12 protein-coding genes and 2 tRNA genes are annotated in these 21519 nt (G+C 35.3%); 8 read left to right on the forward strand and 6 right to left on the reverse strand.

Annotation, left to right across the window (positions count from 1 at the left end):
* The first annotated feature begins 166 nt into the window (after positions 1-166).
* Both G3A47_RS20300 and G3A47_RS20305 read left to right on the forward strand, forming a co-directional pair.
* The gene (locus G3A47_RS20300; RefSeq protein ID WP_166925734.1) at positions 167-739 is read left to right on the forward strand and encodes a Crp/Fnr family transcriptional regulator; all 573 of its coding nucleotides are present in this window, start codon (positions 167-169) and stop codon (positions 737-739) included.
* Positions 740-1064: 325 nt separating this feature from the next.
* Positions 1065-1757, forward strand: coding sequence for an alpha/beta hydrolase (locus tag G3A47_RS20305; protein ID WP_166925736.1), 693 nt, complete (start codon positions 1065-1067; stop codon positions 1755-1757).
* Positions 1758-2061: 304 nt separating this feature from the next.
* Here G3A47_RS20305 and purL read toward each other — a convergent pair whose 3' ends face one another.
* From purL to G3A47_RS20320, 3 genes are all read right to left on the reverse strand, one after another.
* Positions 2062-5715, reverse strand: a complete 3654-nt coding sequence (gene purL, locus G3A47_RS20310; RefSeq protein ID WP_166925738.1) for a phosphoribosylformylglycinamidine synthase — start codon at positions 5713-5715, stop codon at positions 2062-2064.
* A gap of 337 nt (positions 5716-6052) precedes the next feature.
* Positions 6053-7906 carry an endonuclease gene (locus G3A47_RS20315; protein WP_166925739.1) on the reverse strand — a complete coding sequence of 618 codons (1854 nt, stop codon included), beginning with the start codon at positions 7904-7906 and terminating at the stop codon, positions 6053-6055.
* Positions 7907-8557: 651 nt separating this feature from the next.
* Positions 8558-10072 (reverse strand): hypothetical protein, encoded by a 1515-nt coding sequence (locus G3A47_RS20320; protein ID WP_166925769.1) that lies wholly within the window; start codon positions 10070-10072, stop codon positions 8558-8560.
* Positions 10073-10320: 248 nt separating this feature from the next.
* Between G3A47_RS20320 and G3A47_RS20325 the strand changes: the two genes are divergently transcribed.
* From G3A47_RS20325 to G3A47_RS20350, 6 genes are all read left to right on the forward strand, one after another.
* Positions 10321-10749 carry a PaaI family thioesterase gene (locus tag G3A47_RS20325; protein WP_166925741.1) on the forward strand — a complete coding sequence of 143 codons (429 nt, stop codon included), beginning with the start codon at positions 10321-10323 and terminating at the stop codon, positions 10747-10749.
* A 22-nt stretch (positions 10750-10771) separates the two neighbouring features.
* Positions 10772-12841: a M48 family metallopeptidase gene (locus G3A47_RS20330; protein ID WP_166925742.1), complete on the forward strand. Its 2070-nt coding sequence runs from the start codon at positions 10772-10774 to the stop codon at positions 12839-12841.
* On the forward strand, positions 12834-13922 hold the full coding sequence (locus G3A47_RS20335) for a chorismate-binding protein (protein ID WP_166925744.1): 1089 nt from the start codon (positions 12834-12836) through the stop codon (positions 13920-13922). Before G3A47_RS20330 ends, G3A47_RS20335 begins: the two co-directional genes overlap by 8 nt.
* 97 nt (positions 13923-14019) lie before the next feature.
* The gene (gene bshB1 / locus G3A47_RS20340; protein WP_166925746.1) at positions 14020-14736 is read left to right on the forward strand and encodes a bacillithiol biosynthesis deacetylase BshB1; all 717 of its coding nucleotides are present in this window, start codon (positions 14020-14022) and stop codon (positions 14734-14736) included.
* A gap of 65 nt (positions 14737-14801) precedes the next feature.
* Positions 14802-14875: transfer RNA gene (locus G3A47_RS20345), tRNA-His, on the forward strand.
* 417 nt (positions 14876-15292) lie between these two features.
* Positions 15293-15366, forward strand: a tRNA-His gene (locus tag G3A47_RS20350).
* 515 nt (positions 15367-15881) lie between these two features.
* Here G3A47_RS20350 and ypfJ read toward each other — a convergent pair.
* The 3 genes from ypfJ to G3A47_RS20365 form a co-directional block, all read right to left on the reverse strand.
* On the reverse strand, positions 15882-16733 hold the full coding sequence (ypfJ, locus tag G3A47_RS20355) for a KPN_02809 family neutral zinc metallopeptidase (protein WP_166925748.1): 852 nt from the start codon (positions 16731-16733) through the stop codon (positions 15882-15884).
* A 114-nt stretch (positions 16734-16847) separates the two neighbouring features.
* A complete protein-coding gene (locus tag G3A47_RS20360; protein WP_166925750.1) occupies positions 16848-20534 on the reverse strand; it encodes a response regulator in 3687 nt (1228 codons plus the stop codon).
* Between the two features lie 89 nt (positions 20535-20623).
* A complete protein-coding gene (locus tag G3A47_RS20365) occupies positions 20624-21415 on the reverse strand; it encodes a hypothetical protein (RefSeq protein ID WP_166925751.1) in 792 nt (263 codons plus the stop codon).
* Positions 21416-21519 lie beyond the last annotated feature (104 nt).

Below are 21519 nucleotides of genomic sequence, written 5' to 3' on the forward strand. Positions count from 1 at the left end.
TGAATTAATTTTAAATTTCCGTTTAATTCAATATTTATGTAGTCTTATGGTCACATATGGTACTCAATTATGCAGTTTTTGATTCGGAGAATAGGAATTTTTTGCAATTTCATCATAAAGACGAGAAATATGTTTTAATTTTATAGTAATCTTCAACTTATCAGATATGCAGGATGATTTTCAAAAGTATGGTGCGCTTTTTCAGGTTGATCTTGCTCATTTTGATGTTTTTTTTGGTTTACTCAAGAGTGTGACATTAGAAAAATCCGAATTCTTTTTGCAGCAGGGAGAAACATGTCAGTATCTTGGTTTTGTGAAAAACGGTTTGATGAGAAGTTATTACAATAACGAAGAGGGAAATGATATCAGTTTTAAATTCCATTTTAATAATCAGTTTTTTACAGATTATGAAAGTATATTATGTGATAAGGAATCAAAATTGAATATACAGGCCATTCAAAAATCGGAGTTGCTGCTTTTGCATAAGAATGATTTAGAAAGTTTATATCTAAAGGAAGCCTACTGGCAGGAATTTGGACGAAAAATGGCTGAAAAAATATATCTCGATGCCAAAAAGAGAATTGAAGACCTACTTTATTATTCTCCGGAGAAAAGATATATGAATTTATTAAAGGAAAATCCTCTGGTTTTTCAGGAAGTTCCGCAAAAATACATTGCCGGTTATTTAGGTATTACTCCCCAATCTCTAAGCAGAATACGAAAACGAATTTGTAATTAACTCAAGTTGCTAGTTGTAAAATGTAAAATGTAAAATGTGAAATGTAAGAAGTAATAAGTTTTGTTTAATTCATTACGATCTTACTTTGTGCGGACATATGGTTGCTTCGGATCATTGAAATACATTAACAATTCATCTAAATTCTATCGCTTCGTCTAAAGGTAAAAAAACGTTGATTAAAGTATAGGCCCTTTCTGATCGGCATAACACATTTTACATTTTACGTTTTACAACCAATAACTAGCAATTTGAATTAATTAACTTAAGTGAATGTTTATCGGTTTTTGAGTTATTAGTTTTGTTTAAACAATTTAAATTAAATATTATGGCAACTACAGATTTAACTATTATTTTGGTTCATGGCGCTTGGGGAGATGGTTCGCATTGGCAACACATCATACCGGCATTGCATAAGAAAGGGTATAAAGTAAGAAGTGTTCAGAATCCTTTAACGTCTTTGACTGATGATGTTCAGAAGACTAAGGATTTAATAGACGCGCAGGAAGGTAAAGTACTTTTGGTAGGACATTCATACGGAGGTTCTGTAATTTCAGGTGCAGGAAATCATGACAAAGTGGTGGGTCTGGTTTATATTGCTGCATTTGCTCCGGATAAAGGTGAAAGTTTAGGAAGTATATTTGCAAGACGCGAACAACCACAAGGAGGTGCAAGTATCTATCCTGATAATAAAGGTTTTTTATGGATTAAATACGATGAGTATCACAAAAGTTTTTGTGCCGATTTAGATGAAAATGACACCTTAGTAATGTCGTTAGCGCAAAAACCTATTCATGGTACTTGCTTTGGAGAAGAATCAGGAGAGCCTGCGTGGAAGAATAAACCAAGCTGGTATCAAATCTCAGCTCATGATCATATGATTCCTCCTGCAACGCAAAAAGAAATGGCAGAAAGAATGAATCCTAAAAAAATCATTGAACTGCAAGCGAGTCATGCCTCTTTGGCATCGCACCCTAAAGAAGTTTTGGAATTTATTCTCGAAGCAGCACAATCTGTTTAAGAAAGAAATTAATAAGCAAGGACTTTTGGTTCATAATAATGAAGTACTTGTTGTTTAATTGAAGAATTATGCACAAAAAGAAATCCATTTAATCAGTGCAATCTGTGGCTATTTTTTTTGCCACAGATTAAAAGAATTAAAATGATTATTTCTTAGTTTAAAAAAAAATAATTCGTGAAAATTTGTGCAATTTGTAGCTTATTTTGAATAGGTGCTAATTTTCGCAACTCTCTTAAATCAAGGGATCAGATCAATAACAAAAAAAAACGTCCGAAGAAATTCGGACGTTTTTGCTATATAAATTTTAGATTTTCTCAATCCATTTTCTCGCATTGACAAATGCTTCATGCCAAGGAGAAACTTCGTCGTTTCTGTCTTTTGGATAGTGTGCCCAGTTCCATTGGAAAGTAGAGCGCTCAATATGAGGCATCATTACCAAATGTCTTCCGGTTTTATCGCATAACATCGCGGTGTTGTAATCCGATCCGTTAGGGTTTGCCGGATAACCTTCGTAGGCATATTTAGAAACAATGTTGTAATTTTCTTCCGGTTCCGGTAAATTAAATTTTCCTTCTCCGTGTGAAACCCAAACTCCTAAAGTGCTTCCTGCTAATGTCGATAACATAACCGAATTGTTCTCCTGAACTTTTACAGAAGTAAAGATACTTTCGTGTTTGTTACTTTCGTTGTGAAGCATTTTTCCGTGTACTTTATGTTCCGGATTAATAACTTCCAATTCCATAAATAACTGACATCCGTTACAGATTCCAACAGAAAGAGTATCTTCTCTTTTGAAGAAATTGTCTAAGGCAGTTTTTGCTTTTTCGTTGTATAAGAAAGCACCGGCCCAACCTTTAGCAGAACCTAAAACATCTGAATTAGAGAATCCTCCAACAGCGCCAATAAACTGAATATCTTCAAGAGTTTCACGACCGGAAATCAAATCCGTCATATGAACGTCTTTTACATCAAAACCGGCCAAGTACATAGCATTTGCCATTTCACGCTCAGAATTACTTCCTTTTTCACGAATAATAGCTGCTTTTGGTCTCTCGACTGTGCTCGGGATGACAGGCGCTTTTCCTGTAAAATGTGCCGGGAAAATATAGTTTAAAGCTTGATTTTTGTAGTTTTCGAAACGGGCCTGAGCTCTTCCGTTTTTAGATTGTTTTTGGTCTAACAAATAAGAAGTTTCAAACCAAATGTCTCTGTATTTTTTAATATCTAAATTCCATGTTCCAAATTCTAAATTCTCAGTAGAAGTTACGGAACCAATTTTGAAGAATTCAATATTATTTGCTTTTAATTTAGCTTCAATAGCGGCATCCGTTTTAGCTTGAAAAACAATACCAATGTTTTCAGCGAAAAGGATTTTCAACAGGTCTTTTTCAGCGAAAGCCGAAAAGTCAATTTTAGCACCAAGATTCACATCAGCAAAACACATTTCCAGTAAAGTTGTGATTAAACCACCACTTCCGATATCGTGTCCGGCAAGAATCTGATCTTCTAAAATTAATTCCTGAATCGTATTGAATGCAGTTTTGAAAAATGAAGCATCTTTTATGGTTGAGGTTTCATTTCCGATAGTGTTTCTAATTTGAGCAAAAGAAGAACCTCCCAGTTTGAAAGCGTCCTGAGACAAATTGATATAATAAATAGAATCTCCGTTTTTCTGTAAAACCGGTTCTACTACTTTTCTAATGTCGATACAATTTCCTGCGGCAGAAATAATAACCGTTCCCGGTGCGATTACCTCGTCGTTTGGATATTTTTGTTTCATCGAAAGGGAGTCTTTTCCGGTTGGGATATTGATTCCTAATTCGATAGCAAATTCAGAACAACCTTCAACTGCAGCATACAAACGAGCATCTTCTCCTTCGTTTTTACAAGCCCACATCCAGTTGGCAGATAAGGACAGACCTTTTATTCCGTCTTTAATCGGTGCCCAAACAATGTTTGATAAAGATTCTGCGATAGCATTTCTACTTCCTGCAACCGGATCAATCAAAGCGGCAATAGGAGCATGACCAATAGAGGTTGCAATACCTTCTTTACCTAAATAATCCAAAGCCATTACACCCACATTATTCAATGGCAATTGCAACGGACCTGCATTTTGTTGTTTCGCTACTTTTCCGCCCACACAACGGTCTACTTTATTAGTCAGCCAGTCTTTTGAGGCAACGGCTTCTAAACGTAAAACGTCTTGTAAATAACTTTCGAAATCATTTGCTGAATAAGAAACAGCGGTATATTTTGTGTCGATTGTTTTATCCGTCATTACCGTTTTTGGAGAACTTCCGAAGAAATCTTCCAAAGCATAATCCATTGGTTTAGAACCATTCGATTTAGATTCAAAAGTAAAACGGTGATCACCCGTAACATCTCCAACCTGGTACATTGGGGAACGCTCTCTGTCGGCAATTCTTTGTAGTGTGTCAATGTCTTTCTGACCAATAACCAGTCCCATTCTTTCCTGAGATTCGTTACCGATAATTTCTTTTGCTGAAAGGGTAGGATCACCAACAGGCAATTTATCTAAATCGATTAATCCTCCTGTTTCTTCTACCAATTCCGAAAGACAGTTTAAGTGTCCACCCGCACCGTGATCGTGAATAGAAACAATTGGATTATTGTCGCTTTCTACCAAACCGCGAATGGCATTTGCGGCACGTTTTTGCATTTCCGGATTCGAACGCTGAATAGCATTTAACTCGATTCCTGAACCGAAAGCACCTGTGTCTGCAGAAGAAACTGCTGCACCACCCATTCCGATTCTATAATTTTCTCCACCCAGAATAACAATTTTATCGCCTTCCTGTGGTTTCTTTTTTATCGATTGATCCAGTTTTCCGTAACCAATTCCACCCGCTTGCATGATTACTTTATCGTAACCAATTTTACGGTTGTTTTCTTCGTGTTCGAAAGTTAAAACAGAACCTGTAATTAGGGGCTGACCAAATTTGTTTCCAAAATCAGAAGCTCCGTTTGATGCTTTGATTAGGATATCCATTGGAGTCTGGTACAACCATTTTCTTTCTTCAACAGCATTTTCCCACTTACGCTCTTCGTTTAAACGAGAGTAAGAAGTCATATAAACTGCTGTTCCTGCTAATGGCAATGAACCCTGACCTCCAGCTAAACGGTCACGAATTTCTCCTCCTGATCCGGTTGCAGCTCCGTTGAACGGCTCTACAGTTGTTGGAAAATTGTGCGTTTCTGCTTTTAATGAAATAACCGAATCAAATTCTTTTACTTCGTAAAAATCTGGTTTGTCTGCAGTTTTTGGTGCAAACTGCTGCACTTTTGGTCCTTTTACAAAAGCAACGTTGTCTTTGTAAGCAGAAACAATATCGTTAGGATTTTCCTGTGATGTTTTTTTGATTAGTTTGAACAAAGAAGTTTCTTTCTCCTCACCGTCAATAACAAAAGTTCCGTTGAAAATTTTGTGACGACAGTGCTCTGAATTTGCTTGTGAGAAAGCAAAGATTTCAGAATCGGTTAGTTTTCTTCCCAGTTTTACGGCTAAATTATCTAAATAATCTACTTCTTCCTGGCTTAAAGCCAAACCTTCTGTTTTATTGTATGCGGCAATATCATCAATATCCAGTATAGGCTCCGGTTGCACATTGATCGTGAAAATTTCCTGATCTAATTGGCTGAATTTTTGCAAAAGCATCGGATCAAAATCGGTGAAATCTTCTGTTGCAGGGTGAAATTCTTCGATTCTGATAATGCCTGAAATACCCATGTTCTGAGTGATTTCTACTGCATTTGTACTCCAAGGCGTAATCATAGTGGCACGTGGGCCAACAAAAAAATCCGTCAGTGCGGATTTTTCGATCTTATTGGAGTCGGCAAAAAGCCAGTTTAGTTTTGAAATGTCTTGAGCTGAAATTTCGTTTTGCGTTTGTACGGCAAAAACAGTTTTGCTTTGGTTTTCAAAGAAATGGATCATTTTGTGTAGTTTGTTGTATTGAGGTGCAAATTTAGTCAATTCAAATCAAAAAAAAAAGCAACAATTTGCCGCTTTTTAATTAAGGAGAATCTAATTTTTAATTAGTTGAAATTGCTGGTTGAAATAAGGTAAAAAAGCAGAGGTTTAATTGCTTCCAGTTTTAACTGGAGGTAGAAATTGATTACTAAATAAAGAGGCTTTAGCCAAACTTATTGAAGGTTTAGCTAAAGCCTTTGTCTCTTTCTTAGATAGTCTCCAGTTAAAACTGGAGGCAATTAAAATAAAACTTAATATTATTTGTATTCAGATTCGGATTACAAATGAAGAGAGTAATCAACTATTTGATTATGATTTTTTTAAAAACAGTTTTTTCTCCGGTACTTATTTTGATTATATATATTCCTGCAGCTAGATTGCGTACGGCTATTTCAGAGCCTGTAGTGTTTTGTTTTTCGAAAACTTTTTGCCCTGAAAAGGATAGAATCTCGATTGAATAGCGTGCATCAGTATCAGGAAGTCCAACAAAGAAGTTTCCGTTCGAAGGATTCGGGTAAATCAGAATTTCATCAGTAGTGGTAACTATTTCTTTTTTGTTCACTTTTGCTGTTTTACTTGCTAAGTTGTTGCAGGTGTCAGTAGTGAACGAGTCCCATTGCGCACTTAAATTAAAAGTTGTGCTTGGAGAAGTTACAGTTGCTTTTCTTCTTAACGTAACATCAGCTGCAAAGTTAGCCGTTCCGCCATTAAAGGTTCCAATGATGTCTATTAGCACACCATTTTTGAATAAACCTATAGCGTCATTGCCATTAAAAGCCATTTCTGTTGCTGTTGTCGAAATGTTGGCAGCGCTTTTAGAGAAACAAGTCGAAGCAATAGAGTTGTTTACTACAACATATTTAGCGTCACTATTTAATGTACCCGTTAAAGTTAAACCTGCGCTCCAGGCCCCTGCACCGTTTGTTTGTTTTTTCAGGGTGTAAGCAGACATGTTTATCGCATTTCCTGTAGTATTGGTGATTTCTATAGCTTTATTGTTTCCTGAACCTTCGATATATTCAGAGAAAAATAACTCGGTTCCAGCTTCGCCAGTTCCGTTGCTATCGGTTGTAATCGCAAGAGTATTGCTGGCTGCAGAAGTATTCCCTGCTGCATCTTTTGCTTTTACAGAGATAGAATAACTTGTTGAAGCAGTTAAACCTGTTAGTATGGTTGTTGATCCCGAAACAGTTGTTTTTAAAATACTGTTGGCATAAACATCATAACCCGTAACCCCTACATTATCTGTCGAAGCGTTCCAGCTTAGACTAATAGAAGTTGCAGTTTTGCTTGTCGAGGCTAAACTTGTTGGTGCAGTTGGAGCCTGAGTGTCTCCCGAAGGAGCGGTGCCACCCCAGATTTGATTTACATATTCCGGGTGATCGATATAAGGATTTCTATTGTTCTGACGGGCATAAATGGCATTGTTTCGGGTAATTTCTCTCGCACTTACAGGGTCTTGCGCATTCCATGCCAAAAGCGTATTTAAAAATGCAGTGGTAAACACTTTGTTGCTTGAACCGTCAAACATAGCATAGTTATAGCCCGCAACAGTATTTTCATAACGGGTTGCAAAATAAAAATACATTCGGGCAATATCGCCTTTGAAGTCATTTATTGGTTCAAAAACTGTCCCCGTGTATCCTGAAACAGAACTGGAACCTAATTTGCCTCCGTTTTTAGAAGTGTAGGTTGCTGAACTTACCGTTCCGTGTGGGTAATTCGAACGCATTCCGTTTACTTTACCGTCTGTTGGTGTAATAAAATGAGCGTCGGAGACCATCGGGCTTTGTTCATTAAAAACCGATTGCGGTATAATGTGCTCCCGGTTGTAACAATCGCCTTCTACAGAATAGTTTCCACATCTTTTTGTGGTTCCGGTGCTATAATTATAAGGGTCGGTTCCTGATGGGTTTTCAGAGTACATGTCTAAAACAGTTCCGTCATTTTCGTAAAAATTATCGACGTCAGAAGTTTGGTAAGTGGTGTATAAACCTGCATATCCGTTGTCGGTATGGCCTTTTATAATGTTATACAATTGTGTTTTTAAGGTGTAGCCGGTTCCGGTTGCAGTGTTGTAATAACCGGATGGAATCTGTGCAAAGCCAGCAATAGTAAAGATTAGTAATAGAAACGAAGAGTAACTTTTTCTCATAAATAATAGTTTAGGTTTGGTTAGTAAGGAACAAGATAAATTAAATTTTCAGAAAATTGGTTATCAGTTGTTTAATTTATTGATCGCGCCAAATCTAGTATTTTTATAAGTACACGGTATTAAGAGATGTTTAAATTTTGGATATATTTTCTTATGTTTTTTTTTGAAACATATAACGGATGTAAGTTCATTTAAACTAAGCTTAGTTTGTTGCGTGTAGTTCTGGGGGTATTTCTCGCCAAGTCGCAGAGTCGCAAAGTTTTTTTTGCACGCAGATTTAGGGGATTTTTTTTATCAAAATAATAGCGCAAAAAAATCTGCAAAATCTGCGTGAGAAATTTTCTCGCCAAGTCGCAGAGTCGCAAAGTTTTTTTGCATGCAGATTTAGGGGATTTTTTTATCAAAATAATAGCGCAAAAAAAATCTGCAAAATCTGCGTGAGAAATTTTCTCGCCAAGTCGCAAAAGCGCAAAGAAAAAAAATAAAACTTGGCGATTCTGCGACTTTGCGAGACTTTTTAGACGTAGAAAGATCACTTAAAAAAACAAGATCCACGCTTCTTCTATGTGCTAAAAACTATTCACGCCGAAAGGATTAACTTATATTTCCTTACATCACTTATATGGTTTAAACAAGCTTACGGGGTAAAAATTATTTTGGGAAATCTTTACTCTGATAAGCGCCCAAATCGGGTGGGGAAGTTCTGGTGTTACCAATAATATCTAACGGAATTGCATACGCCTGATTTCCTTTCGCGAAAGCGGCAGATGTTTTATCTATATTGAATTTATTTTTAGAGACATTATAAAACTTCGGATTTTCATTCAGAATGATTTGGTTGTAATGAACGGGGTCATTTTTAAACTGATAGTCAGGGCCGCTGTTTGTACTGCTGAATTTTAATAAACAATTATTCAATTGATATACAAATTGTGCATTTGCGTTTTTATCTAAGTAAAGTTCATTTGTAGCGGAACCATAGATAATACAATTGTTAAAAGTTGCCTTGGTTAAATCTTTGGTTTCGGGTGTAGCACCAGCCAGACGATTGCTTAAGTAAACGGCAAAGTGTTGGCCGCTAGACCAATTATTGTAAAAAGTGCCATGTGTAAAGCTGTAATCCCCACCATAGATACACGATAAACTCGCCAATCCGGAATAATTAATGACAATGTTTTCTGCATTAATTCGTGCGTTTTGGGCTAAAATTCCATATTGTGAACAGTTGTAAATCTGAGTGTTTTTGATTTGTACGGTTGTAGCATCCTGGTTTCTGATCGATAATCCAATTGTTGCATTCTTCAATGTCAGGTGGTTGATCGTATGATTTGTACTTCCGTCAGCGAGAATAACGCCAGCCCATTGCGCCGGAATATCTGCGTAAAGAGATTCTAATCGATCTCCTCTAAAAATAACTTCGTTTTCTTGTTTTGTGCTGGTTGAAGCAGCGCCGTTTATTTTTAAAGTAGCGTTTTTATCGACAAAAAGCCCTGAATTGGCATGAAAGTAAACTTTTGATCCCGCTTCAAAAGTGACGGTTTTGCGTTCGGGAACTCCGGCATAACCATAAATAACGTAGGGTTTTGTATTGGTAAAAAGCAGTTCGTTTCCGTTAACAGCATCAGTTTCATTCAGGTAAAAGCCATCAACAGCTTTTCCGTCTATTTGAATTTTTTCTTTGGTTCCGTCAGGATTTTGCTGTGGATATAAAAAAATGGCGTCCTGAATTAAGGTTACCAAAGCTACTTTTTGAAGATTGGCTCCACTGTCAAATTGAATTTCATCGGTGTATAAAAAATCAGTTGGGTTGGCATCAGTAATATCGGCTGTAGTTTCTATAAAAATGTACAGACTGTCTTTGGCCAAAAGGGTAACATTAGTAAAGATTTTACCATTGTTTCCGCTCATTCCGTCGACTGTCATACGGTACTTGGAATTTAATCCTTTTTTGAGTTGAATAATCGGAATCGAAATGTCTTTTTTGCTTTTGTTGTAGACTTTAAGTTGGTAGGTACTCGATCCGATGTTTTTAAAAACGGTATCCAAATAAACGGTGTCTTTTGAGAATTTTAAATCTCCTGAACTGGCTACGGTATCAAAATCGGTCCGACAGGAACTGACAGCTAAAAGGATTCCGAAAATGAAGAGTACAAAAAAGTGACGCATTTGAATTGTTGTTTTTGCCACAGATTAGTAAGATTAAAACGATTTCTTTTGAAGCGTATTATTTTAATCGGTGTCAATTTATGAAAACTGTAGCATTAATTTTGTGAAATGAATTGCAACGGTATTTATTATTTCTGTAAAAATAGGAAAAAACTAATTTGTTTGTAAGATGATTTTTAATTTTAGAAATGTATTTTCAATTTGTATCTCATCTTTTCTTTAATTTTACGGTTTTAAAGCCAATTTTAATGAAGTATACAAAAGAACAAATTTTAGCACACTGCAATACGTTTTCTAAAAACACTTTGATGGAAACGCTAAAAATAGAATATATTGATGCCGGAGAAGATTTTTTGACGGCAAAAATGCCGGTAACCCCAGCTGTTTACCAACCAATGGGATTACTGCACGGAGGAGCTTCAGTTGCTTTGGCTGAAAGCGTAGGAAGTGCAGCCTCTTTTTTCTTTATCGATCCGAACGAACAAGAAGTTCGCGGGATTGAAATTTCTGCCAACCATCTCAAAAGTATTCGCGAAGGTTATGTTTTCGGGACAGCGCGAATTATCCACAAGGGAAGAAGTATTCATCTTTGGGAAATTAAAATCACTGATGAAGCAGGAAATCTGATTTCGCTTTGCAAATTGACGAATATGGTTTTGGATAGAAAGAAAAGTTAAAAATAATATTTTAAAAAAATTAATGATTCAAACAAATACTGCTGCAGTTTCTGCTACGTTTAGAAAGATGACCGTAAAAGCGATTCTTTCTGTTATTTTCTTTTTTGTTGTTTATATTTTATTGATTATTTCAGGCATAGGTCTGACTGTTTTGGCTGGTTATGCGGGGGTAATGATAATTGCTGCAAAACCTAATTTTTTAACCATTATGATTGGTTGTGGGTTATTATGTATGGGGATTTTAATCTTGATTTTTTTGTTCAAGTTTATTTTCGTTAAAAATGTTGTTGATCGATCTCATTTGGTTGAAATCACGCGAGAAGAAGAACCTAAATTATTTAATTTTATTGAAGAGATTGTAAAAGAAGTAAAAACGGATTTTCCTAAAAAAGTGTATTTGTCGTCGGATGTGAATGCTGCCGTTTTTTATGATTCTAATTTTTGGAGTATGTTTCTGCCGATCAAGAAAAATCTTCAGATTGGTGTTGGACTTATAAATTCTGTTTCAGAATTAGAACTTAAAGCAATTTTGGCTCACGAATTTGGTCATTTTTCACAAAGGAGTATGAAAGTTGGAAGTTATGTTTATAATGTGAACAGGATTATCCATAATATGCTTTTTGATAATGATTCTTATAATTCTATTGCACAAAGCTGGGGGAGTGTAAATGTATATTTTGCTTTCTTTGCGGGATTGGCAGTAAAAATTGTGCAAGGAATTCAATGGGTTTTAAAGCAAGTTTATCAGGTTGTAAACTTAAGTTATTACGGTTTATCCAGACAAATGGAATTCCATGCCGATGCCGTTGCGGCTAATGTAGCTGGTTCTGAACCATTAATTTCATCTTTACTCCGTTTGGATCTTGCGAATCATTCCTTTAATAAAGTGTTAGATTATTACGGAGGAAAAATACCGAATTCTATTAGTACAAAAAATATATATGAGCAACAGACTTTGGTGATGCATTTTATTGCGAATAAAAGTAAGTTACAAGTGCAGAATGATTTGCCACAATTGACTACAGATTTTTTGAATCGATATAATAAATCAAAACTTGCAATAGAAAATAAATGGGATACGCATCCTAGTATTGAAGACAGGATTTCTGAATTGCAGAGATTAGGGATAGAAAAATCCAAGGCAGATGATAAATTGGCAACCTTTCTGTTAAGCAATCATATGGATCTGCAGAGTAAGTTTACAGATAAATTGTTTTCTGAGGTTTCATATCCGGATGCTGTCGTTTATACTAAAAAGGAACATTTTTTTGAAGAGTTTGAAAGTGATTATTTGGCAGGGTCTTTTAATGAGGTTTATAATAATTATTACGATAATAAAAACCCTGATGGTGTTGATCTTAAAACTAAGGAATTGAATACTTCAATTGAAAAATATCAATTGAATGATTTGTTCAGTAACGCTGCGGTTGATTTGATACACAGTTCAATTTCACTAGAAAATGACATTCATATCTTAAAACAAATTTCGGATGGAACTTATAAAATAAAATCATTCAATTATGACGGGCATAAAATTTTGTCGAAAAATTGCAATGAGTTGATCGAAAAATTGACGATTGATTTAAAAGAAATCAAAGAGGAAATTCTGGAGAATGATATTCGTATTTATTCGCTGTTTTCAGAATTGGCTGCCAGTCAGAATAAAGGAGAAGAATTGAAAAAGAAGTATGAGTGTTTTTTTGATTTGGATAGAAGTTATGATGAAAAATTCGATTGCTATATGAAGATGCTGAATGCTTCTGAATTTATGCATCATGTAGCTACTTTTGATAGTATTGAGAAGAACATGATGCTGTTAAAAGAAGAAGAAAAACAATTTAAGATTCAGATTGAAAAATTACTGGAAAGTGATGTTTATGGGGATGTCATAACTATTGAGATGAGAGATTCATTCAATAAGTATTTGTCGGAAGAATGGGTTTATTTTAATAGTGATCACTATTTAGATGAAGCATTAGAGTTGTTGTCAAAATCAATGATTGATTATCAAGACGTTCTTTCAAAAACATTTTTTAAAACCAAAAAAGACCTTTTAGATTATAAAGCTCAACTTTTACAATGCCATGAATAATTTCTTTTCAAAAATAAAAAAACATAGAGCGCAGGATTTACCTTTTGTACTTTATTCTAAACCCCATTCAACTAAAATAATTGCACTTTTACAGCAAAATAATGATTTGCACACGATTTCTGATTTTACAGAAAAAGGATTTGTTTTTGCTTCGTTTGATGAAAAACAACTGATCCTGATTCCGGAAAAGGAATCGGAGATTATTAGTTTTGAGCATGAAAATGTTGAAGTTTATGAGGGTGAAATACAGGATACAGAATTCGACGCAATGGCAAAAAGGCAATACGAAGCTTTAGTTGCCAAAGGAATTGAGGCGATTAAAAAGGATGAATTCAAAAAAGTAGTTTTGTCAAGAAGCGAAAGTGTAGACTTAGCCGAATTTGATTTTACAACTGTTTTTCAACAATTGATTCAATTGTATCCGACGACTTTCAGTTATTGCTTTTTTCATCCAAAAATCGGATTTTGGATGGGAGCGACTCCTGAACAATTGCTTAAAGCAAACGGAAATGTATTTGAAACTACTGCACTGGCCGGAACACAAAAAGCGACTTTGGAAGCTGAGATTTCCTGGCAACAAAAAGAAAAAGAGGAGCAGCAGTATGTGACCGATTTTATTATAAAAAGACTTCGTGAAGTGGCTTTATCCGTAAAAGTTACAGAACCTTACAGTATAAAAGCAGGATCAATCTGGCATATCAAAACCGATATTTCGGGAGTTTTAAATGAAAATTCGACTTTAGAAGAAGTAATCGATACTTTGCATCCAACACCGGCTGTTTGCGGTTTGCCTAAAAAGAAGGCAAAAGCATTTATCCTTGAAAACGAAAATTACGATCGGACTTTTTATACGGGTTTTTTAGGCGAACTAAACAGCAGTTTGGCGTCAAGTGCCATTAGTTCTGATTTATTTGTAAATTTACGCAGCATGCAGATTCAGGAGGATAAAGCCATTTTGTATATGGGCTGCGGTATCACCAAAGAGAGTATTCCTGAAAAAGAATGGGAGGAAAGTGTGAATAAATCAATGACAATGAAAAGAGCTTTGGTTAAGAGAGGTTCTGAGTCACTGAGTCACTGAGATTCTAAGTTTTTTAATTTGTAAAATGAAAGCTGTAAAATGTAAAATGCAAGTGTAAACTTGAAACCTGAAACAAAAGAAACAAAAAAACAAAAACATGAAATTAGACATACTAGCCTTCGGAGCACACCCTGACGATGTAGAATTAGGTTGTGCCGGAACTATTTTAAAAGAAGTATCGCTTGGTAAAAAAGTAGGTATTGTAGATTTAACCCGTGGTGAATTGGGAACGCGTGGTTCAGCAGAAATAAGAGATCAGGAAGCGGCAGATGCAGCAAAGATATTAGGGGTTGTAGTTCGTGAGAATTTAGCAATGCGCGATGGCTTTTTTACTAATGATGAAAATCATCAACTGGAAGTCATAAAAATGATTAGAAAGTATAAACCGGAGATTGTATTGTGTAATGCGATTGATGATCGCCATATTGATCACGGAAAAGGAAGCAAATTAGTTTCAGATGCTTGCTTTTTATCAGGCTTAGTAAAAATAAAAACGTTGATTGACGGAGTGAGTCAGGAAGCCTGGAGACCAAAAGTAGTCTATCATTATATTCAATGGAAAAACATTGAGCCGGATTTTGTAGTAGACATCACCGGTTTCGAAGAGAAAAAGATCGAAGCGATTTTGGCTTATAAAACGCAATTTTATGATGCCAATTCCAAAGAACCTGCGACACCTATTACGAGTAAAAACTTCTTAGAAAGTTTAAATTATCGCGCGCAAGACTTAGGGAGACTAGTTGGGAAGGATTTTGCTGAAGGATTCACTGTTGAAAGATGTTTGGCAGTCAATAGTTTAGAAGATTTATTGTAAGTTTCTTATTTTTTTGTTTGTAGAAGCAAACCTTTGTTGTATATTTGCAACCGCAAAGAAAAATGGTGGTTGTAGCTCAGTTGGTTAGAGTAGCGGTTTGTGGTGCCGCGGGTCGCCGGTTCGAACCCGGTCAGCCACCCAGAAATTTGGAAAGCCTTGAAGAAATTCAAGGCTTTTTTTGTGCTTTTTTTTAACCGCAATGAGCGCAAAGATTTTTTTTAATCCTGCAAAAGTTGTTTTCTCGCAAAGTCGCGAAATCGCAAAGTAATTGAAGCCTGAAACTTGAAACTTGAAACATGAAACATGAAAAAAAAAGAAAACTTTGCGGCTTCGCGACTTTGCGAGAAATTTTGCAAAGCATTATCTAAAAGTTGTTTTTTTTATCTTCGTGACCCTTGTGGTTAAATAAATACAAAGTTTGTTAAGATTTCTTTAAATGTACTTTAATTGATTTACAGGGAAATACAATTTCAAATGAATTTATATCACTTAAATGGTATTTTTTTCTTTGTAGAAGTAAACCTTTGTTGTATATTTGCCACCGCAAAGAAAAATGGTGGTTGTAGCTCAGTTGGTTAGAGTAGCGGTTTGTGGTGCCGCGGGTCGCCGGTTCGAACCCGGTCAGCCACCCAGGATTTTAGAAAGCCTTGAAGAAATTCAAGGCTTTTTTTGTGCTTAATTTTTTTGTGAGATTCTGGAAAGTGAGATTTTTTAATACAAAGTTTGCAAAGTTTTTACAAAGATAATTAGCTTGCTAAATGCTATTCTAAGCCAGTTAATGTCATTTCGACTTTAGGAGAAATCACACTAGCATTTCGACAAAGATTGATGATATACTGTGTGGAGTTCCTTGTGTGATTTCTCCTGCGTCGAAATGACAGGATAGTTGTTTAGTTGTTTGCTAGTTAGAATTACCAGTGCAATTTACTTCGTCTACACGCTCTCGCTCAGGTTTCCTGTCGAAATGAATAAACTAGACGGATAAATAATTAAAAACGCAAATCTGACAGGTTTAAAAAACCTGTCAGATTTAGTTAGCTGGAAATTTCCGGCTTGTACTAATTTACATCGCTTAAATGGTTCAAATAAAAAAAGCATGACTGTAAAAATCATGCTTTTGAGGTTGTTATAATTGGGTTTGTAAATTACCTGATTTCGTCAAAAGTGTTTCCTTGTCTAATGTCACCGCTGTTAAACCCTTTTTTAAACCAATACATTCTTTGTTCAGAAGAACCATGTGTAAAGGAATCAGGAACAACATGCCCCTGCATTTTACTTTGTATGGCATCATCACCAACGGCGTTTGCAGCGCTCAAAGCTTCGTCTATATCGTCGAGATCCAGATTTTCCTTGTTATAATGTGCCCATACTCCGGCATAAAAGTCCGCTTGCAGTTCTAATGCAACAGAAAGTTTATTGGCTTCCGCTTCGCTTTTTCCTTGTTGTGCCTCTCGCATTTTTGCCGAAGTACCCAGTAAGGTCTGGATATGATGGCCAATTTCGTGCGCAATAACATACGCAATGGCAAAGTCGCCGCCTTTGGCACCAAATTTGGTTTTTAATTCTTCAAAGAAGCCTAAATCCATATATACTTTTTTATCACCGGGGCAATAAAAAGGTCCTGAAGCTGATGATGCACCTCCGCAAGCTGTCTGAACGGAACCTTTAAAAAGTACCAGTTTAGGCTTTTCATACGTCATACCATTTTCTTCAAATATTTTACTCCAAATGTCTTCTGTGTAAGCCAAAGTAACTCTTACGAATTCCCCCATTTTTTTGTCTTCCTCACTTAATGGAGCTGCAGCTTCTGTTTGCGTTTGTTGACCACCCTGCATTTGCTCCAGTACTGGCGTAATAAGTTGGGCGTTTTCACCTCCAAAAATGTTTACCAACAAAATGATAATTCCGATAATTCCGCCTCCTACGGCTACTTTTCCGCCGGAAATAGATCTTCTGTCTTCTACGTTGTCACTTTGTCTTCTGCCTTGCCATTTCATATTGTGGTGTATTAGTGGTTATTGTGGTTATGGTCTTACGAATTTATATATTTTTTTGAAACAAAATTCAATCATAAGGATTAACTTTTTATTTATCTTAATCCGTTGGGTGTTTTATTGTTTTATCCATTTAGTAAGGGCTTCTTCGACGGTACCACGAATAATTGGTTTCGAAATATAATCATTCATTCCGGCAGACAAACATTTGTTTCGCTCGTCTTTTTCGGCACCTGCGGTAACCGCAATTATCGGAATGTTTTTGCCTTTCGTGGTATTTCTGATGGCTCTCGTTGCCTCATAGCCATTCATAATCGGCATTTGAATGTCCATGAACACCAAATCCGGAGTAATGTGTTCGATTTGATTCACCGCTTCATAACCATTTTCGCATTCGTAAATGATAGTATTGATGTTCAGGTTTTTTAAGATGGTTTTCAGCAATAGCATATTTACTTTATTGTCTTCAACAATTAAAATACTTAGTTTTTTATGATTGACATATTGGTCTAAATCGTATTCCTGATTGATAGTTTCAGATATGATTTTGTATTTCTCATTGTTGTTTTTATGGCTGGTATTCAGATTCAGATCAAAAAAGAAAATACTTCCCTCATTTATTTTACTTTTAAGCTGCAGTCGACTCTCCATTAAAGCCAATAACTGATTTGAGATGGTAAGCCCTAGACCTGTTCCTCCAAATTTTCTCGTTGTAGAACTATCTTCTTGTGAAAAAGCCTTAAATATTTTGTTTTGGTTTTTTTCCAATATCCCAATTCCGGTATCAACTACAGCGAAACGGATAGTGTAATTTTCTTCTGATTTCTTTTCAATTATAGAAACATTAAGTTTGATGGAACCGTTATTGGTAAATTTAATGGCGTTTGACAGCAGATTGATCAGGATTTGTTTTAAACGTACTATATCGGTCCAAATGTATTTTGGTACGTTAGGATCAACGTTCAGCTCAAGCTGAAGTTTTTTCTGATTGGATTCATAAACGATGAGGTCAAATATCTGACCTAATATTTTCTGAATGTCATATAAGTCAATAAAAAGTTCCAGTTTTCCGGCTTCGATTTTAGAAAAGTCAAGTATATCATTGATAATTTCCAATAACGAATGAGCCGATTGATTAATGGTGGTCATGTACTTCTCCTGAATTTCTTCGAGATTGGTTTTCATTAACAAATGTGTAAATCCGATTATACCGTTTAGCGGAGTTCGAATTTCGTGCGACATATTGGCCAGGAAATCAGATTTAGATTTACTTGCCGCTTCTGCCAGTTCTTTGGCTTTGATGGCGTCTTCGCTTTCTTTGATTTTTGCCTGATTCCTGTTCCGTTCTAAAGCCGATGAAATGTTATTGGCAAGTGTCTGAAAGATGTAAATTTCATCATCAGTCCATTTTCTTTCTCTGGTGCAATCGTCAAAGCCAATAAAACCCGAAAAGTTATTGTTGGCATATAAAGGCAAAATTAAAATCGATTTGATTTCATTGGCAATCAGCAGTTTTTTGAAAAAGGTGTCCTCAAGGTTTTGTGTCAGCGTACTTAAGACTTTTTTTCTTTGAGAATGGAGAACGATTTCTTTTAAATTGTCTTCTGTAAAATTCTGTAAATTAGTGATTTGATGTTTTACGCCATCTCTTGACCATTTGTACCGCTGGCTAATGGTTTGTGTCTCAAAATCTTTCTGATAGTAAAATATATGATCTACTTTTGAAGCTTTCCCTATGATTTCATAGGTTTCTTCGAACATTTTTTCTGTGCTTTTACTCATTAAGAATTTTTCCGTGCACAGGGCTAATGCAGAAAGTAATTCACTTTTAAGTTCCAGTTTTTTCTCTGCCCGGAGTCGCATTTGAGAAGAAATCGCCAGCGAGATTACATCCGAGATGGTTCTGGCATAATTAATATCTTCGTTGTCCCAGTCTCTTTTTTCCTGTGTACTTTCAAAACAAGCCACACCGGCCAATTGTCCGTTTAGGAAAACGGGGGCATCAAGCATTGACTTGATTTTGTTTTTTGTGAAATAAATTCTCTTAAATTCAGATGTTTCCAGTTTGTCAAAAACATCAGGGGCATTTATGATTGCTTTGCTTTTTAAGGTTTCAAAATAAATGGGGTAGGACTCTTTGTCGAGAATATTTTTGTCGTCCAGGGTCTGATTGTCTCTGCTGAATAAATTTTTGCAGGTAATAATATCATTCGAATAGCTCCAGAAACTGACTCGGTTTGTTTTTGATACTGTTGCCGCTTCCTGAATAATAGAATCAATTACCGTTTGAAAATTGCTATAATTACGGAAATCTGTTGTCGATAATTTTTTGGTCGAATTGTTGTACGCCTCAATTTTTTCGTGACGTCTTCTTTTCTCGTTTTCGATGTTTTTTATTTCGGTAATATCTCTTGCAATACCGGCAAAACCAATAGTCTGATTCAGGTCATTTTTGCGGATAATTACTTTTTGAGAGATCCATAATTCTTCTCCATTTTTCTTTAGAACCGGGATCTCAATGGTCGGGTAATTGGTTTCGTTTTGTTCTAAATTTTCATAAAAATCAACCGCATTTTTGATGTAATCATCATGTATGAAATTGGAATAATGCTGCAGAATTATTTCCTTTTCGGCATAGCCTAAAATTGAAAATCCAAACTCATTTACAAAAGTAAAGTACCCGCTTGCATTTATTTCAAATATAATATCGGTGGCTGTCTGAATCAGGTTTTTGTATTGATCCTGAACAATTATCTGTTCGGTAACATCCTGACCAATACTAATAATGAGGTCATCGGAAAACTTTTTATCTTTCCATTGAATGTATTTATATTCGCCGGTTACATTCTTTAATTTCTGGATATACAGTTTGTCATCAATCTGTTTTTTGATGTAGTTTTCTTGCTTGACTTCATGATCTTCATTGAGTTGCCAGAATTTTTTCGCCATAACATCGTCGGGAGAATAACCCAGTATTGAGGTTATAGTTTCGCTGCAAAATAATACTTCTCCTTTTTGATTTGTTGCAATTGTCAGTGAGTTTCCTTTATGAACGATCTCATTTGTAAATCTGAAATTATCGCGACTGTTCAGCAAAATAGCGTACTTCACCTGATTGATAATGAAGATCAGAATGGAGAAATTAATTAAAAGGACAGACGATTTTAGCGGAATTAAATGAAAGACAACCGTAATAATCTGAAAAGTAAAAGTCAGTCCGACAAAAAACCAATAGACTTTTATGGGTTTTAAAATGTTGTAAGAAAAGAAAAAGGAGATCAGAAAAACAATAATCGGCACAACATCATTTGAGAGATAAATAATATTGTGTGTAACATAAGAGATATAAACAAAGAAACAGCATATAAAAATGGGCTGAATCTTGTTTCTCAGAAATTTTACTTTATCTGTTATTAAGTAAATTAACAGAACTACAAAGCCAATCGAAACATTTAATACCAATAAACTTTTAGGTCTGATTTTAAAAATTTCATTAATAATTTCGATTACAATAACGGCTATTCCAAAGAATAAAATATAGAGCTGATATTCTCTGTCGGCAGCTTCATCTTCTTTCTTTTTTTCGATGAAATACCCAATTTTAGTTTTAATTCTAAAAAATTGATAAACCAGTAAACTAAGAAAACCAAATAAGGACAACGCTAAAATGATGATTTTAGGGCTGTTATAGAAAATGATGTCAGATGTCAGTACAAACCAGTTTAATGCGTTTGATTTCAAGAGATCTCCAAAAAAGGGGATTCCTGAAAACAATGAATAAAAAGAACTATAGTCTGGTACCATAGTATTTTGGGTAGGTTTGGTTTAGTAATTGGTTTTTCTGAGATTCAAAAAGAGTAGGTCAAATTCTTTTTTTATTTGTGAATCTATTGTTATTGCGAATCCGATTTACCGATTGAATCAATAGAATTTTCATCGTCCATGTTTAATATGGCACAATAAATAGCATATTTTACAGAATAGGTAATCGGAATAGTGAATACGATACCAATACAGCAACCAATAAAACCGACCATCGAAGCTAAGGAAGCGACAATAATTAAAAACAGAATTATTAAAGGTTGTTTGCTTACAATCGTAATGCTTGATTTTATTGCATCGATAGCCTGTAAGTTACCAAAAATGATCAAAGGAATTGTCAGTGTGGTAAAAAAGGATAATACAAATGTAATAATAGTGTCAATATATAAAACGCCTATTAGACTAAAGATGATTGAAACTAAACCTCCAAGTAAAGAAATTAGTAAGGTCGCAATAAAAAGCGGTGGAAAATAACGTGAAGAGTAATAGGAAAAAATGGTAGAAACGTTAAAAGATTCGTCTCTGTCAGCACAATCGGCCATTTTTAGAAAGCCGGCAGCAAACGGACTAAAAAATGCCGCAACAAAAGCGAGTACGACAGTATAAAGAATTAGTACTGAATTTTCGGGTTGCTCGTTTTGTAAAGTCTTGAAGAACTCTTCATTAAAATGCTGAACACCGTATAGAGAAATTAAAATTCCGCTACCAAGGAAAAAAGCGAGAATGGAAAATACCAATAATATTAATCCTGCATAAAGCGCTATTTTTTTGTAATTTTCGAAAGCATGATTAAAGACATTTGAAAAATCTAATGCATAGCCATATTTCCTAATTTCTTCAATTTGGTCAAGTGTTGATTTCATTTTTTTTTTTGAGTAAAGTTGTTTTATATGCTATCTGTTTTGCTGTTTTTCTGGCGTAAATATAATATTTTTAATCAATTCCTTGTTAAAACTGAGAAAACATT

This window comes from Flavobacterium poyangense, from assembly GCF_011751075.1.
Taxonomy (GTDB): Bacteria; Bacteroidota; Bacteroidia; order Flavobacteriales; family Flavobacteriaceae; genus Flavobacterium; species Flavobacterium poyangense.

Excerpts from the sequence above, each read along its gene's own strand:
- G3A47_RS20315 (WP_166925739.1), bottom strand. The coding sequence starts at position 7,906 with ATGAGAAAAAGTTACTCTTCGTTTCTATTACTAATCTTTACTATTGCT.
- G3A47_RS20320 (WP_166925769.1), bottom strand. The coding sequence starts at position 10,072 with ATGCGTCACTTTTTTGTACTCTTCATTTTCGGAATCCTTTTAGCTGTC.
- bshB1 (WP_166925746.1), top strand. The coding sequence starts at position 14,020 with ATGAAATTAGACATACTAGCCTTCGGAGCACACCCTGACGATGTAGAA.
- G3A47_RS20300 (WP_166925734.1), top strand. The coding sequence starts at position 167 with ATGCAGGATGATTTTCAAAAGTATGGTGCGCTTTTTCAGGTTGATCTT.
- G3A47_RS20325 (WP_166925741.1), top strand. The coding sequence starts at position 10,321 with ATGAAGTATACAAAAGAACAAATTTTAGCACACTGCAATACGTTTTCT.
- ypfJ (WP_166925748.1), bottom strand. The coding sequence starts at position 16,733 with ATGAAATGGCAAGGCAGAAGACAAAGTGACAACGTAGAAGACAGAAGA.
- G3A47_RS20305 (WP_166925736.1), top strand. The coding sequence starts at position 1,065 with ATGGCAACTACAGATTTAACTATTATTTTGGTTCATGGCGCTTGGGGA.
- G3A47_RS20365 (WP_166925751.1), bottom strand. The coding sequence starts at position 21,415 with ATGAAATCAACACTTGACCAAATTGAAGAAATTAGGAAATATGGCTAT.
- G3A47_RS20360 (WP_166925750.1), bottom strand. The coding sequence starts at position 20,534 with ATGGTACCAGACTATAGTTCTTTTTATTCATTGTTTTCAGGAATCCCC.
- G3A47_RS20330 (WP_166925742.1), top strand. The coding sequence starts at position 10,772 with ATGATTCAAACAAATACTGCTGCAGTTTCTGCTACGTTTAGAAAGATG.
- G3A47_RS20335 (WP_166925744.1), top strand. The coding sequence starts at position 12,834 with ATGAATAATTTCTTTTCAAAAATAAAAAAACATAGAGCGCAGGATTTA.
- purL (WP_166925738.1), bottom strand. The coding sequence starts at position 5,715 with ATGATCCATTTCTTTGAAAACCAAAGCAAAACTGTTTTTGCCGTACAA.